The sequence below is a fragment of the Paenarthrobacter sp. NPDC089988 genome, from assembly GCF_044748465.1.
GTDB lineage: Bacteria > Actinomycetota > Actinomycetes > Actinomycetales > Micrococcaceae > Arthrobacter.
In genome coordinates this window covers 352,056-366,114 of the sequence record NZ_JBIVGD010000002.1, presented here as the reverse complement: position 1 = coordinate 366,114, position 14,059 = coordinate 352,056, and the positions used below count along the sequence as shown (strand labels likewise).

At 62.6% G+C, this 14,059-nt stretch carries 12 protein-coding genes; 3 read left to right on the top strand and 9 right to left on the bottom strand.

Translation table 11 applies throughout. The features are described 5' to 3' along the window. Positions 1-49: 49 nt before the first annotated feature. Both ACIPV6_RS04995 and ACIPV6_RS04990 read right to left on the bottom strand, forming a co-directional pair. The gene (locus ACIPV6_RS04995) at positions 50-1,357 is read right to left on the bottom strand and encodes a CpaE family protein (protein ID WP_400269803.1); all 1,308 of its coding nucleotides are present in this window, start codon (positions 1,355-1,357) and stop codon (positions 50-52) included. Then, a complete protein-coding gene (locus tag ACIPV6_RS04990; RefSeq protein ID WP_400269802.1) occupies positions 1,354-1,998 on the bottom strand; it encodes an SAF domain-containing protein in 645 nt (214 codons plus the stop codon). Before ACIPV6_RS04990 ends, ACIPV6_RS04995 begins: the two co-directional genes overlap by 4 nt. Before the next feature lie 150 nt (positions 1,999-2,148). Between ACIPV6_RS04990 and ACIPV6_RS04985 the strand changes: the two genes are divergently transcribed. Next, positions 2,149-2,364: a helix-turn-helix domain-containing protein gene (locus ACIPV6_RS04985; RefSeq protein ID WP_397322307.1), complete on the top strand. Its 216-nt coding sequence runs from the start codon at positions 2,149-2,151 to the stop codon at positions 2,362-2,364. A 41-nt stretch (positions 2,365-2,405) separates the two neighbouring features. Here the strand turns inward: ACIPV6_RS04985 and ACIPV6_RS04980 are convergent, their stop codons facing one another. Next, positions 2,406-2,948, bottom strand: coding sequence for a hypothetical protein (locus ACIPV6_RS04980; RefSeq protein WP_400269801.1), 543 nt, complete (start codon positions 2,946-2,948; stop codon positions 2,406-2,408). A 171-nt stretch (positions 2,949-3,119) separates the two neighbouring features. Between ACIPV6_RS04980 and ACIPV6_RS04975 the strand changes: the two genes are divergently transcribed. Further along, positions 3,120-3,845 (top strand): LysM peptidoglycan-binding domain-containing protein, encoded by a 726-nt coding sequence (locus tag ACIPV6_RS04975; protein ID WP_400269800.1) that lies wholly within the window; start codon positions 3,120-3,122, stop codon positions 3,843-3,845. Between the two features lie 131 nt (positions 3,846-3,976). Continuing rightward, complete coding sequence (locus tag ACIPV6_RS04970) at positions 3,977-4,399, top strand: Rv3235 family protein (protein WP_400269799.1); 423 nt, start codon at positions 3,977-3,979, stop codon at positions 4,397-4,399. An 89-nt stretch (positions 4,400-4,488) separates the two neighbouring features. Here the strand turns inward: ACIPV6_RS04970 and secA are convergent, their stop codons facing one another. From secA to mtrB, 6 genes are all read right to left on the bottom strand, one after another. Next, positions 4,489-7,230, bottom strand: coding sequence for a preprotein translocase subunit SecA (secA, locus tag ACIPV6_RS04965; protein ID WP_400269798.1), 2,742 nt, complete (start codon positions 7,228-7,230; stop codon positions 4,489-4,491). 42 nt (positions 7,231-7,272) lie between these two features. After that, entirely contained in the window at positions 7,273-8,553 is a 1,281-nt protein-coding gene (locus ACIPV6_RS04960; RefSeq protein WP_400269797.1) for a winged helix-turn-helix domain-containing protein, read from the bottom strand. 29 nt (positions 8,554-8,582) lie between these two features. Beyond that, complete coding sequence (gene hpf, locus ACIPV6_RS04955; protein ID WP_400269796.1) at positions 8,583-9,311, bottom strand: ribosome hibernation-promoting factor, HPF/YfiA family; 729 nt, start codon at positions 9,309-9,311, stop codon at positions 8,583-8,585. 143 nt (positions 9,312-9,454) lie between these two features. Then, positions 9,455-10,474: a ComF family protein gene (locus ACIPV6_RS04950; RefSeq protein WP_400269795.1), complete on the bottom strand. Its 1,020-nt coding sequence runs from the start codon at positions 10,472-10,474 to the stop codon at positions 9,455-9,457. A 67-nt stretch (positions 10,475-10,541) separates the two neighbouring features. Continuing rightward, positions 10,542-12,254 carry an LpqB family beta-propeller domain-containing protein gene (locus ACIPV6_RS04945; RefSeq protein ID WP_400269794.1) on the bottom strand — a complete coding sequence of 571 codons (1,713 nt, stop codon included), beginning with the start codon at positions 12,252-12,254 and terminating at the stop codon, positions 10,542-10,544. Next, positions 12,251-14,047 (bottom strand): MtrAB system histidine kinase MtrB, encoded by a 1,797-nt coding sequence (gene mtrB, locus ACIPV6_RS04940; protein ID WP_400269865.1) that lies wholly within the window; start codon positions 14,045-14,047, stop codon positions 12,251-12,253. Before mtrB ends, ACIPV6_RS04945 begins: the two co-directional genes overlap by 4 nt. Positions 14,048-14,059 lie beyond the last annotated feature (12 nt).

Genomic DNA, 14,059 nt, shown 5'->3' with positions numbered 1-14,059 from the left:
GCCTCCATTACCTGTCGATTGCTGCGACTCTGCAGCCCACATGGTGAGCCTAGCGCTTAAGCAGGTGTATGGCTCTGGCAGATCGTCCAGCGGATTTTGCATTTTGCTGGTTGGATGCACAGACCAGTCCAGCGATGGCCGATCGCAGGGAAGAACCGGGAGCAGACTCCAGCAGGACGGTCCCGGAGAGCATGGCAGCATCACAAGCCGGAAAGTCGGCCGGGAGGTATGCCTCAATGCCCTGCAGCGGCCCAAAGCGCTGCCACGCCTCAGCCAATTGACGTCGGGGTGACCTCCCCACCGACGCCTGCCGAACCTTGTTCAGGACAATCCTCGGCGAGAGGTGCGGAGCGGCCACCTCCAGATCGGCGAGGCCACGGACCAGCCTGGGGACGCCAACAGCGTCGGCCGCACCAACAGCTATCACCTCGTCGGCCAATTCCAGGCACCGGAGGGTCGCTCCATTCCTGCGTGGAGCCATCGTGTCAAAGCTCAATTCCTCGTCGGATTCCAGACAGAACCCCACGTCCACCACCACCACGCCTGCCGCGTGCCTTGCCCGCTCAAGAACCACGGACAAGGCCGGGACCCTCAGTTCCGTCCAGCGATCCGAGCGGGTAATGCCGCTGAGGATCCGGAAGCTCCCGGCCGCGGTGTGGACATGCGTGGCAGCGCGATCGAAGGCGTTCATATCCAGGATTCCTTGGTCCGCCAAACGACAGGCCTGGGCAAGCCCGGCTGATTCGTCGAGGAGGCCAAGCATTGCTGCCGCGCTCGCTCCGTAGGTGTCGGCATCAATCAAGATCACGGCGTCTCCTGCCGCAGCAAGTTCGGCAGCGATGTTGACGGCGACCGTGGTACGCCCTGGCGCTCCCGCAGGCCCCCACACCGCGATAACGCGACCAGGCTCCGGAGTGTCATCCGGAACGGCCGGCTCCACCGGATCGGACGAGCGGACAGACAGTTCGGCGAATCCGGCATCCATGGCGGACTTCTGCCAGTCCCGATCCCGGTGCATCTCCACGGCTTCGGATATCTTCCCGGCCAACTCGCTTGGCCCGATACCCACGTCCACCGGAGTGACGCCAAAGGATTGCAGGCGTGCAGCCTCTGCCGGATCGTCAGTCAGCGCAACAATGGAAACCCCGACAATATCCATCCGGGCCACCAGGGAAGCACTCAGATCACCCGAGCCTTCCGACACCACGGCTGCCTGGGCCAGCCCGCTCTGGCAGGCCGCCATGAGCTCAGCCAATTCGGAACAGCGCCTGACAACCGTGACAGGTCCGTGCAGGCGTTCAAGTCCGCCCACCAGGGCTTCGGTCGCCTGACCGAAAGTGACAACGGCAATACTCATCGGCCTGCGCCCGAGGGGTTCCACACCACCGACACCTTGGCGGCGTTGGCTTGCGCCCCCAACAAAGCCGGCATCTGCTGGTCTGTCACGAGCACCAGGACAACGGTGGCCTTTGAACCGCCCAAAGTAGTAGAGCCCGGCGTTACCTGCGATATCTCGGCCCCAGGCAGCAACAGGGTTGGCTGGTCGTAGGCCCGTTTGGAACCCGGCATCGCCACCCAGACGTCCACCCGGGCCCCGGCGACCACCTGGACAGGCAGCGGGTCCTCTACGGAAATGGCTACCGGCTTACGGTTGAGGGACTCCGACTGCCCAAGGCTCCGGCGCGGGACGAGTTGGTCTTTCTCTACCCGCTGAAGCGCTACCTTGCCTTCCGTCAATCCATCCGCCGCAGCCATGTACTCCGGTTCCACCTCGTCCAGGCGCACATTGACTACCTTGAGGTCATCGCGGGTGACCTGCTGGCCCACGGCGATTGGTTCCCGGGCGGAAAACATCGGCGTGGTCTTGTCCGCCGAACCGACAACCGCAATGACGCCCGATACTGATACGAGAACCAGCAGGATTCCAATGAGGAGGCGCGGATCCTTCCACGATGGCTTCTTCAGCCTTCCGCCGGAACTCGTGTTGTTTTGGTCCATTCGTGGCGCTCCCCAGTCAGCTCATGCAGGATGTCGTCGGGCCCATCCATTCTTGCCGGACCGATCGGGAGCGCCAAAGCCAATGGGTGCAAAGTGCCCGAAACTGTGGATAACTGCACCAAATTGGCCAACCGGTGGCAAAATATACCCATGCCCCGTTTCTTGACTCTGGCGGACGTCGCCGAACAATTGCAGATCAACTCACCCCAGGCGTATGCGCTGGTGCGCAGCGGAGAATTGAAGGCCATCCAAGTGGGAGGCCGCGGCCAGTGGCGCATCGAAGAGAAGATGCTCGAGCAATACATCGAGGAGCGATACGCCGAAGCCAGCCGGATGATCGAAAGGTCCAAGACCAAAAGTGCTTAGCCATTCATGGCGCGGGGCTGCCTGACGGCCGGCAGGCAGCCCTAGTAGTCTTGTCCACCCAGGGAACAGACCGCCGCCAAAGCTGCAAAGGGCACGGTGACCACCGAGACCACAGCCCCTGCCCGCCGCGCCTCGCCCCTGGTCACGGCTACATCAAGATGGTCCGCCCCCACCCTGTCGATGACACCCTCAAAGACACGGCTGGCCCGCCCCGCCGAAGCTACGTGCACAGCGACCTCGGCCCGGTTCCTGGCCAAGCCCCTGAGGGCACTGGCCATACCCAGGCTTCCTCCGACACCCGGTGACGGCTTGCGGGCCAACCGACCCAAACCTTCGAGAAAGCTGACGGACCACCAAGGCACCAGCCATTGCCGGGTGCCCTGGGACATAATCAACCAGTCCTTGCCCACATGTCCGAGGACTCCCGCGATGCGCTCGCCACCGAAAAGTACCAGCACCAATTCGTGGCCAATGGCACCCCGCAGCCGGTCTCCGATGGCAATCTGCGCCACTTCGACGCGGGCACGTTCCGAGATTTCGGCTTCCTGCACCCGCGTGCGTTCCGCGGAAAATTGTGCTTCCAAGTCCTCAAATAGAGAGTCCCATCTCATCTGCCCAGAGTAGGCTCTACACCAGGCCTGCACCAAGGCGACGTCCCTGGCCTGAGATAACGATTGGACAAACCTAGCTAAGCATGTCAAAAATGGTCTAAACACATCAAACAACATCAAACGCTTGATACGGACAGGGACGGAATGGGCCGGGATAAAGCTCCACAACGGAACGACGTTGCTGTCGCCGGGACAGTTCTCGGCCTGGGCGTCCTCTTGGTACTTGCGGGGCGGCTCCTGACGGACCGGGGCCTTGCCGGCGGAGGGCAAGCCCTCAATGTTGAGCAGCTTCTTGGCCTCACGGCCAACATCATCGGACTGGTCACTGTGGCCTGGTGGCTCTTGTCCTTCGTGCTCGCTTTCCTGGCCGCCGCATTGCAAAAGTCGGGTCGGAGATCCAGGGCCAGGATCGTAGCGAAGTACAGCCCGGGGTTCATGCTGCGCCTGACGTCTGCTTTGCTGAGCGTCAACCTGCTGGGCGCGGCAGCAGCCCACTCCGCCACACCGCCGGAACCCGGCTGGCAGCCCGGCCCCTCACGGACAACAGCCCACGGAGCGGCCGAATGGCAACGTTCCGAAGGTCACCCCGCCCCGCAGTGGATGCCAAATCCGCCAATTGTCGAACCCGGGCTACTGAGCCGCTCGGCTTCCCGGGACAACGCCTCGGGCACTCCCAGGAAGGCCGGCATCATCGTTAAGGACGGCGATACCCTCTGGTCCATTGCGGCCCGCCGCTCCGGCCCGCTGGCCACTGACGTGGACGTCGCAAGGGAATGGCCGCGCTGGTACGCAGCCAACCGGTCCACCATCGGCGATGATCCCGCGGTCCTCCGTCCGGGCCAAGTGCTGCGGCCACCACCGATGGACTGAACCATCATCATCAGCTGAAGACTGTCCGCTCAGGGACACCGTTCACGCATCCAAAGTCAATCCCAGAAGAAGCCACTTGAGCCAGGCAATCCCCACGCCGGGCTCTGAATGCCTACTCCTGAGGATTGACCATGACTGCAACCACGGCTCGCCGTCCCACGGATGTCCTGACACCGACACGAACAACCGCCACGCAGGGCGCCGGTACGGCGAAGGTCGATGTCCGCTTGGTGGCACGCAGCATCGCACAAGCAGCGGTCGAAGTCCTGGCCGGCACCCGGCCCGTGCAACAACTCGCACGATTCCTGGATGCCGACTGCTATCTTGCACTCCAGCACAGGGCTGGCCTGACAAGGGACTTCGTGGTCCGGTCACGAGCCCCGCAACGGATTCACCTCAGTCCAATGGTCCGTTCCGTCCGTGTTTGCCGCATCTCGGACGAGATCCACGAGGCCACAATCGTGGTTGCAGAGGACCTCCGGTGCCGGGCCATAGCCATGCGGCTGGAGCTCTCCGCCGGCGCGTGGCAGGTAACGGCGCTGGAGATCGGCTGAGACACGCGCGAACGACAAAAAGGAAGGCCCGTGACCATCCAACGTGGACGGCTACGGGCCTCCTGCTTTCACGCAAAGCTGGTGAACAGCTACCGGCGCTTCTTCCTGGCAGGCTTTCGCTGCTCCTGGGCAGCTGCCTTGGCAGGATTTCCAGAACGCCCGGAGGACCTGGCTTCAATGCGCGTCTGGGTAGCCCCGTCTTCACCGGGAGCAGTGTACTGCAGCTGCGCGGGGCGTTCGGGCGCCTGCAATCCAGCCGCGCGGATCTGCGGATCGTGGTGTTCCGTGTGGGCGCCTGCAACGGTGTCGTCCGCCACCACAACGTCTTCGGCCGGGGTAACTTCCACCTCCAGGTTGTACAGGAACCCAATGCTCTCCTCGCGGATGGCTTCCATCATGGCTTGGAACATGGTGAAGCCCTCACGCTGGTACTCCACCAACGGATCACGCTGCGCCATCGCCCTCAAGCCGATGCCCTCCTTGAGGTAATCCATCTCGTAGAGGTGTTCTTGCCATTTACGGCCCAAGACGGAAAGCACCACGCGACGTTCCAGCTCGCGCATGCTCTCGGCGCCAATGGCTTCTTCGCGTCCCTGGTAGACCAGACGTGCGTCGGAAAGGATCTCTTCACGAAGGAACTCAGGTGTGACCTTTGACTTGCCACCGGCCTCGTCAATGATCTCCTGCGCAGTGACCGTTGCCGGGTACAGCGTCTTCAGGTTGGACCACAGCTGGTTGAAGTCCCAATCGTCGCCCGTTCCCTCTGCTGTAGCAGCGTCGATGAGGGAATTGATGGTGTCTTCCAGGAAGTACTGAACCTTCTCGTGGAGGTCGTCACCTTCAAGGATCCTGCGGCGGTCCCCGTAGATTGCCTCACGCTGGCGGTTCAGGACATCGTCGTATTTGAGGACGTTCTTGCGCTGTTCAGCATTGCGGGCTTCCACTTGGCCCTGGGCCGACGCAATGGCACGGGACACCAGTTTGGACTCCAACGCGACGTCGTCGGGAACCGAACTGTTCATCAGCCTCTCTGCGGCTCCGGAGTTGAACAACCGCATGAGGTCATCCGTCAGGGAGAGATAGAAGCGGGACTCGCCGGGGTCGCCTTGGCGGCCGGATCGTCCACGCAGCTGGTTGTCGATGCGCCGGGACTCGTGGCGTTCCGTACCCAGGACGTACAGGCCCCCAAGGTCCAGGACTTCTTCGTGTTCGTCCTTGACAGCCTGCTTGGCCGCAGACAGCGCCTCAGGCCAGGCGGCCTCGTAGGCTTCCGAGTTTTCCTCCGGATCGAGGCCACGTTTGGCCAGTTCGGCGATGGCGGTGAATTCCGCGTTGCCGCCCAGCATGATGTCCGTGCCGCGGCCGGCCATGTTGGTTGCCACGGTGACGGCACCCTTGCGGCCGGCTTGAGCCACAATGGAAGCTTCCCGGGCGTGGTTTTTCGCGTTGAGGACCTCGTGGCGGATGCCCTCCTTGGCCAGGAGCTTGGAGAGGTATTCACTCTTTTCGACGCTGGTGGTACCTACCAGGACCGGCTGGCCGTTTTCATGCCGCTCCGCGATGTCCTTGACGACGGCGTCGAACTTGACGATCTCGTTCTTGTAAACGAGGTCCGACTGGTCAATGCGCTGCATGTCACGGTTGGTGGGAATGGGCACCACACCCAGCTTGTAGGTGCTCATGAACTCTGCCGCCTCCGTCTCGGCCGTACCGGTCATGCCGGAAAGCTTCGAGTACATTCGGAAGTAGTTCTGCAGCGTGACCGTGGCCAACGTCTGGTTTTCGGCCTTGATCTCAACGTTTTCCTTGGCCTCTATGGCCTGGTGCATGCCCTCGTTGTAGCGGCGTCCGGCCAGGATGCGGCCTGTGTGTTCGTCCACGATCAGGACCTCGCCGTCGAGGATGACATAGTCCTTGTCCCGCTTGAAGAGTTCCTTTGCCTTGATGGCGTTGTTGAGGAACCCAATCAGCGGAGTGTTTGCGGACTCGTAGAGATTCTGGATGCCCAGGTAATCTTCCACCTTCTCGATGCCGGCTTCCAGGACACCAACGGTGCGCTTCTTTTCGTCCACCTCGTAGTCCACCTCGGGCTGGAGGCGCAGGACCACCTTGGCGAACTCGCTGTACCAGCGGTTGGTGTCCCCTTGGGCCGGACCGGAGATGATCAGCGGTGTACGGGCCTCGTCGATCAGGATCGAGTCAACTTCATCCACGATTGCGAAGTTGTGGCCACGCTGGACGAGTTCACTTGCGTCCCACGCCATGTTGTCGCGCAGGTAGTCGAAGCCGAATTCGTTGTTGGTACCGTACGTGATGTCCGCGGCGTACTGCTCGCGGCGAACAGCGGGGTCCTGGTTGGCCAGGATGCAGCCGCTGGTGAGCCCCAGGAAGCGGTAGACGCGTCCCATGAGTTCGGACTGGTATTCCGCGAGGTAGTCGTTCACGGTGACAACGTGCACACCTTTACCGGTAAGTGCGTTCAGGTAGGCCGGCGCGGTGGCCACGAGCGTTTTACCCTCACCGGTTTTCATCTCGGCGATGTTGCCCAGGTGCAACGCGGCACCACCCATGAGCTGGACATCGAAGTGCCGCATTCCCAGGGTGCGCGACGACGCCTCGCGGACGGCGGCGAACGCCTCTGGGAGGAGGTCGTTCAGGGCCTCGCCGTCTTCATGCCTGGAGCGCAGGCGATCTGTTTCCTCGCGGAGTTCGGCATCGGAGAACGTCTTGAAGGACTCTTCAAGGGCATTGATGGAATCGGCATAGTTCCGCAGTTGCTTCAGGGTTTTTTTATCACCCGTGCGGAGAAGTTTTTCGATTAGTGATGCCACGTGAAATTGCTCCCAGTCTCATGCTGCCGAATTCTGGCTGTTTCAGTCTACGGGAGAGACCAAGGCCACGTTGTCGGTTTTCCCTGTCAGCGGATTGTCTGCGGAGACCAGCCGGGAAGGCCTTGCGGACACGGCCTCGGCGAGCCCGGCAGCAAGGTCGCCAACGGGCTCCACCACAATGTCCTGCAGTCCCAGCCATTCGGCCATGAGGTTGAGTTCGGCAGAAAGCTCGACGGCGGTGTCCGCCGGTGCGCCCGGCTCGCCGAACGCCGAACGGACCAAGAGGCGTCCGGTTGCCCTGTCGGCTTTAAGGTCCACCCTGGCAACCATTTCTTCACGAAGCAGGAACGGCAGGACGTAGTAGCCGAAGCGTCGTTTGGCTGCCGGAGTGTAGATCTCAATGCGGTAATGGAACCCGAACAGTTCCTCGAGGCGGCGTCGCTCAAAAACCAGGGAGTCGAAAGGACTCAGCAAAGCACGGCCCTCGGCCTTGCGCGGGACCCTCGCTTCGACATGCCTGTAGGTATCCCGGGCCCAGCCCTGCACCGATACTTTCTCCAAGCGTCCAGCCTCGACCAGCCGCTGGACTGACGCCGCACCGGCTTTCACCGGCGTCCGGAAGTAGTCCGCGAAACACCGCACTGTCCCGATTCCGTGGGCACGGGCTGCGGCCTCGATCAACCGGTCCATGGATTCTTCCAGGTCCGTGGACGGGGCGGGGTCCCCGGGGTAGACCCTTGACGTCAGCGTGTAGCGCCGTTCGAATTGCGTGGTCCTGGAGGCCGCCGAGACGCGCCCTTCCTCAAACAGGTGTTCAAGCACCCGTTTGACGACGTTCCAGTTCCAACCCCAGTTATCCCGTCCCGGGTCCTCGTCATGTCCCAGGGTGGCCGTCAACTCAGCGGCTGTCATTGCCCGGTTTCCTGCCAGTGCGGCCATGATCCGTGCTTCCATGTCCGCGCGGATGGCCGGGTCCATGCGGTGCGCTCCCACCCAGACGCGTTTCTGCCACAGCAGCAGGTCCTGGAAGTGCTCCGGCCTGATGAAACTGGCCTCGTGCGCCCAATACTCCATCATCTTTCGGGGTGGCCGCCCTGCCATGGCTTGCAGGATTGCGGGGTCATAGCTGCCCAGCCTGGAGAAGAAAGGCAGGTAGTGGCTCCTCGCCAAGACATTGACCGAGTCGATTTGGACCAATTGCAGTTGGGCAAAAGTCCGGCCCACCACCCGTCTTGTGACAGGTCCGGTGGGCCGGGCTTTTGCTAATCCCTGGGCTGCCAATGCCATCCGCCGTGCCTGGGACAGGCTCAGCGAAGCGGTCATTGAAGTCCTTTCATAGGGGCGGCTGTGCCCTACTTGGCTGTGGCCGCCTGATCATCGGAACGGTAAGCGTGGATCTTTTCCTCAACAGCGTCCTCGCCGGGTTCGCACGTTGAGTCAAGGGTAATCACACCATAGGTCCAGCCGCTTCGCCGGTAAACCACGGATGGTGCGTTGGTTTCCTTATCCAGGAACAGGTAGAAGTTGTGTCCCACGAGTTCCATGTTGTCCACGGCGTCGTCGAGAGTCAGTGACGCTGCGGGGAAGACCTTCCTCCGGATAAGGACCGGTGAGTCTCCAGCCGGAATGTCGTTCTCGATGTCGTACGGCGACGATTCATCGGCCTGCGATACGGGAGCCTGGTGGTTGCCTGCTTCGGCGTAGATCGGCTCAGTGGCGCTGGCGGGCTCCAGGGATGCCGTTGCTTCCCGAACTGCCTTGGGCGTGTGCCGCCCGTGGTGCACCTTCTTCCTGTCCTTGGCACGACGCAGCCGCTCAAGGAGTTTGTTGTAGGCGAGATCGAAGGCAGCAAATTTGTCAGCGGCTGTGGCCTCTGCGCGGATAACGGGGCCGCGGCCCAGGACGGTCACTTCAACGGTGAGCTGGCCAGGTATCTGGCGCGGGTTGGTTTCCTTGGAAACCTTGGCGTCTACCCGCTGGACTTTATCCCCAAGCGACTCAATCTTTGAGATTTTCTCGCCGGCGTATTCGCGAAAGCGATCGGAAACGGTCAGGTTTCGTCCGCTGATCATGAACTCCATGGTGCCCTCCAAATAACTCAGGTGACACGACAACGACTCTGTTTGGGGCCGGTCTGACGGACAGTCGAGCCCCTTTCCGAGCCGCTATCGACAGGTACATCTGTTCTTGGTACCCATAATCGACGTTAGTTCATCGGCACGAGTTATTCATCCTTTGGCCACTTATTTTTTGTTTGCGTCTTCCTGACTGCGGAAGGCTCGTCCCCAGCATCGAAAGAGGCGTAGGCTGGTGGCCTCGTGGCCGCCAGGACAATGGCACCGCAAACTGTCGCCCCTGCCGCCTGCAAGGCCCTGTTTGCTTCAGCCAAGGTGGCCCCGGTTGTCAGGACATCGTCAACAATGATGCACTTCCGCCCGTGGACTTTGGACCGGAATCCCGGCTTCACAACCATGGAGCCGGCCACCCGCCGTGCCCGTTCACCACGTCCGAGTCCTTTCTGCCCACCGGTGCCTTGCCGCCCGGCCTGACCAACAACCACATCCATGGCCTTGGCAAAGAACAACGTGGCGTCATGGAACTGGAGTCCAGGACGCGGACAGACGCCCTTCTTTCGCAGGGCGTCCCACGTGGGGCAATCCTCCAGGAGGCGTCGACGCCGCACCGCGGCCAGCAGGACGCTGACAGGACTGAATCCACGTTTGCGGAACGCTTTTCCGCTGCTCGGTACCGGAATCAGGATCAGGCCCTGTTCCCGACCGACAGCAGCTTTGACCGCCCTGCCCAGGCAAGGTCCCAGGACCGCGGCCATCCGTCCCTGGCCAGCATGCTTGAACGACAGGATTGCCATGGCAAGCTCGTCCCGGTAGGGCCCCGCAGCAACCACGCCGAGTTTCGCGGTTCCGTTGAGCTCCACCAGGAAGGGCGATTCCTGCTCGGCTCGGAATGGGTTCCTGCACAGCAGCCGGATGCGCTTGGCGCAGACGCCGCACAGCACGGTGTCTTCGACCCCGCAACAAACGCATTCCACTGGAACCAGGACGTTCAGGACCTCGCAGAGGCCCAGTTGGATCGCCGCGACCATCCGGTCCACCGGGCGGGCATGGACACCGCGCCTGGCCGCCATAGCGGGAAGTCTTCCTTCAAGGTCCGGATCCACCCTTGCCTTCCGGCGTTTGGCCACGTCATCGCCGGAGTTCCTTGGGCGGAGGCGTTGGGAAGACATGCTCCAAGCTTGCCCGTGCAGGACAAGCCCGGCACTGGCGCCCGGCCGCTATGTGGAAAGCAAGCGCCTAGCCCGGGAATGCGGGTTCGGTGGGACCCTTCAGCTGCAGTTCCCAACCGTTGCCGACGCGTTGGAAGACGCCGGCCGCCGACTGGCCGTAGATCTGCTCAGAACCGTTTCCGGCGCTCAGGCTGGTGAGCCCGTCCCACGGCGCCAGTTGCTGCGGATCCCCCGAAGCGAGCGAAAGCAATTCCGGCATAACCGTCCCCGTCGCTGAAGCGGCCATCACAACCACCGTGGACCCGTTGACCCAAGCCCCTTGGTCCGGAGACGAATTGGTGAAGAGGCTAACGGGAGCCGTAAGGTCCTTGGGCGTCCCATCGGGGTTCCGGACGATGCCGGCGACTTGGACCGCCGTCTTGCCGTTGGCCACCGAAATGATCAGCGCCCTGGCGCCCTCGCGCGAAACCCTGAACTCCTTGACGGTCCGTCCGGAAAGCCATGCAGGTGTGATCGTGGTGGAGGGGATCGCCATCCCGGGCGCCACCCCCGTTGGTTTGAACGCCACGATTTCGGTGGCTCCGTTGGCCCCGGGCCCCGACGTCCACACCCAATCCTGGGGGCTGAACGATGGACCGGTGAGGGTACTCCGTGTTGTCAGCTGACGTGCCGGTTGGCCTGGTTCGACCGAGTAGAGGGTTGTCCGGTCTCCATTGAGGAAGGCTGCCGTTTGCGAAACGGGCGACTCCGCCGGCGAGTGGGGTCCCAGCCCCGCCACCGATTGGATATCAGGAAGGGGAGAGACCCTGTTGTTCTCGTAGCGGACCAGGTCTCCGTTGTTGACGGCGATTTGCCGGGCCGGAACACTCTTATCCACCACGGGCGGCAGGACCGAACCGTCGTCGTCCACGCGTACCAAATCCTGGTCCGCGCGGAGCTGGACGTTTATGACATCCGGCTGGCTCCTGAACGTCAGCGCCAGCTGGTTCTGCATCCGCTGCCGGTCTTCGGCCGAGGCATCGAAAAGCTCTTTGGCGGACAAGTCCACCTGGGCTGCACCGGAAACCACGGGAACCGACTCGCGCGCGAGTTTGATTCCCGACGGGAAGGCGCTCACGACGGCGCCGCGCAAGTAGGGTGCCGGCCCGGCCAGCAAGGCGCTGGTCATCGACTTGACGGTCTTCTTCTTGATGAACCAACGGTAGTCGGGAACCGCATAGGTAAACGTGGGGTCATAGAAGTAGATGGGGTACGCCCCGTAGATCACCTTGAAGGTCTCCTCGGGGATGGCCGTGCCATCGGGCACCTTGGAGATGCGCCACTCCCCCTCCACCTGGTCAAGAGTGACGGGTATTGATTCCTTGGTCCCCGCCGGGTACTGGGTGGCGATGCCGTCGGCATCCACGGAGTAGGCGAGGTCGAGCTCGTAGACGTATTCGTTTTCGACCGCGGTTTTGACCACCTGCGCTTCACGGAAGACCAGGGCCCGCTTGTCCGGCTTCCAGGTCACGGACTGCGCCTGCGTCAGGTACTGCCGTGCCACTGGGTAGTCGTCTTCATAGCCGCTGCCGGCCATGTAGAAGTCCTCGATCACGGCTTCCGGGCTGGCACCGGCCCGTGGCGCGGCCGGGAAGAAGACCGGGGCGTTCGAATTTCCGGCGCTCTCGTCCTTGCTCTTTCCCACGGGTCCGGACCGCGGAATCTGGGCGCAGGACGCCAGGAGGACCACGAGGGCCGCCATCATCGCGATGGCTACCCGCCGGAAGGGCTTGGCACTCATTCCTTGCCTCCCGTCGTGCTGGGCGGCAGCTCGGAACCGGCGGGGTGACCGATTGTTCCGGATTTGTCCGTCCCTGGGCCAGGTTCCAGGACGAGCACCTGGTGCTCGATGCCGGTGTCCGGGAGGTCTACGTCAGCCGGCTCCAACTGGAGCGGCGATTTGAGGATGGTTCCGCCTTGGCGCAGGGGAAGCGTCAACCGGAAGTTGGAACCGGCCCCCTTGCGTCCCCAGGCCTGCAGCCAGCCGTTGTGGAGTTTGGTGTCCTCCGCCGCGATCGAGAGCCCTAGGCCGCTGCCGCCCGTGGTTCGGGCACGGGCGGGATCCGCCCGCCAGAACCTGTCGAAGACGCGGGCGGCCTCGGCCTGGCTCATCCCGATTCCGTGGTCACGGACAGCCACGGCGACGGCATCCTGGTTTGCGGCTACCGAGATGTGGACCGGCCGGCCTTCACCGTGTTCCAAAGCGTTGAGCAGGAGGTTGCGGAGAATACGGTCGATCCGGCGGGAATCCATTTCCACGACGATGGCCTTGTCCCTGGCGTTCAGGCGGACGTCGGAGCCATACTCGGCTGCCACCGGCGCAGCGCCCTCCATGACATGTCCCAGGACTTGGAAAATGTCCTGCGGCTCGGCGTCCAGGATGGCCGCCCCCGCATCGAAGCGGGAAATCTCCAGCAAATCGGACAGCAAGGACTGGAACCTCTCCACCTGGTTGTAGAGCAGTTCCGCCGACCTCTTGTTCATGGGGTCGAAATCTTCGCGGGCATCGAAAAGGACCTCTGCCGCCATCCGGACGGTGGTCAGCGGCGTCCGGAGTTCGTGGGAGACGTCGGAAACAAATCTCTGCTGCATCTGGGACAACGTGGCCAGCTGGGTAATCTGCTCCTGCAGGCTTGCGGCCATGTGGTTGAACGAGGCGCCAAGGCGTGCCACTTCGTCCTCGCCCTTGACCACCATGCGCTCCTGGAGTTGGCCTGCCGCCAATTTTTCGGAGACTACTGCAGCGTGGCTGACAGGGCTCACGACGTTTCGCGTCACATACCAGGCGATGGCACCAATCATGAGGACCAACGCGGCACCGCCGGCCCAGAGGACGTTCTGGATTTCGTCCAGGGTCTTCTGGGCGGTGTTGAGGTCATAGATCAAATAGAGCTCATACATGGTCCCGTTGAACGTGACCTTGTTTCCCACGGCAATGCCCGGCCGGTCCTCGTTCCCTACGGGGAACTCCATCGACGCCCAGAACTGCTGCTTGCCGCCATCCTGGACGGCTTTCCGCAGTTCGGGTGGAATGACCCGCACGGTCAGTTGGTCGGAGGCCCGGGACTCCACCCACCGGTTGCGTGGCTTGGTTTGTTCAGGAACTGCTTCGAAAACATAGCGCCGTTGAATAACGGATCCCCGGCCCTCGACTGCCGTAAGGGTGTCGTAAACCAAGGTGATGACGCTGGACTGGTCGGTGACCTGCGCGCCGTCGAACGTGTCCTGGACCTGTTTGACGTTGTAGCGCGATTCCGATTCCGCCTGGGCCAGGCGCTCTTGGAAGAGGTTGTTTGCGATCTGGTTGGAGAGGTAAGCACCAACGATCGCGAAGGACGTGATGGCGAGCAAGAGCGTGGTAAGCACTGTCCTGAACTCAAGGGACCGCCGCCACCGCCGCAACAGCGACCGCCACAGGAACCGGAGGCCCGGCCGGATCTGGCGTATGCCGATCGCCACGAGACGGGACACCCGAAGCACCAGGATGAGTCCACGCCGCGTCCAGATCCTGGCCCTGGTGGCCAACCATTTCACGGTTCCGTGGCT

What these genes read in the sequence shown, in the direction of transcription:
- ACIPV6_RS04995 (WP_400269803.1), bottom strand. Translation starts at nt 1,357, where the DNA reads ATGAGTATTGCCGTTGTCACTTTCGGTCAGGCGACCGAAGCCCTGGTG.
- ACIPV6_RS04990 (WP_400269802.1), bottom strand. Translation starts at nt 1,998, where the DNA reads ATGGACCAAAACAACACGAGTTCCGGCGGAAGGCTGAAGAAGCCATCG.
- ACIPV6_RS04985 (WP_397322307.1), top strand. Translation starts at nt 2,149, where the DNA reads ATGCCCCGTTTCTTGACTCTGGCGGACGTCGCCGAACAATTGCAGATC.
- ACIPV6_RS04975 (WP_400269800.1), top strand. Translation starts at nt 3,120, where the DNA reads ATGGGCCGGGATAAAGCTCCACAACGGAACGACGTTGCTGTCGCCGGG.
- ACIPV6_RS04970 (WP_400269799.1), top strand. Translation starts at nt 3,977, where the DNA reads ATGACTGCAACCACGGCTCGCCGTCCCACGGATGTCCTGACACCGACA.
- ACIPV6_RS04960 (WP_400269797.1), bottom strand. Translation starts at nt 8,553, where the DNA reads ATGACCGCTTCGCTGAGCCTGTCCCAGGCACGGCGGATGGCATTGGCA.
- hpf (WP_400269796.1), bottom strand. Translation starts at nt 9,311, where the DNA reads ATGGAGTTCATGATCAGCGGACGAAACCTGACCGTTTCCGATCGCTTT.
- ACIPV6_RS04950 (WP_400269795.1), bottom strand. Translation starts at nt 10,474, where the DNA reads ATGTCTTCCCAACGCCTCCGCCCAAGGAACTCCGGCGATGACGTGGCC.
- ACIPV6_RS04945 (WP_400269794.1), bottom strand. Translation starts at nt 12,254, where the DNA reads ATGAGTGCCAAGCCCTTCCGGCGGGTAGCCATCGCGATGATGGCGGCC.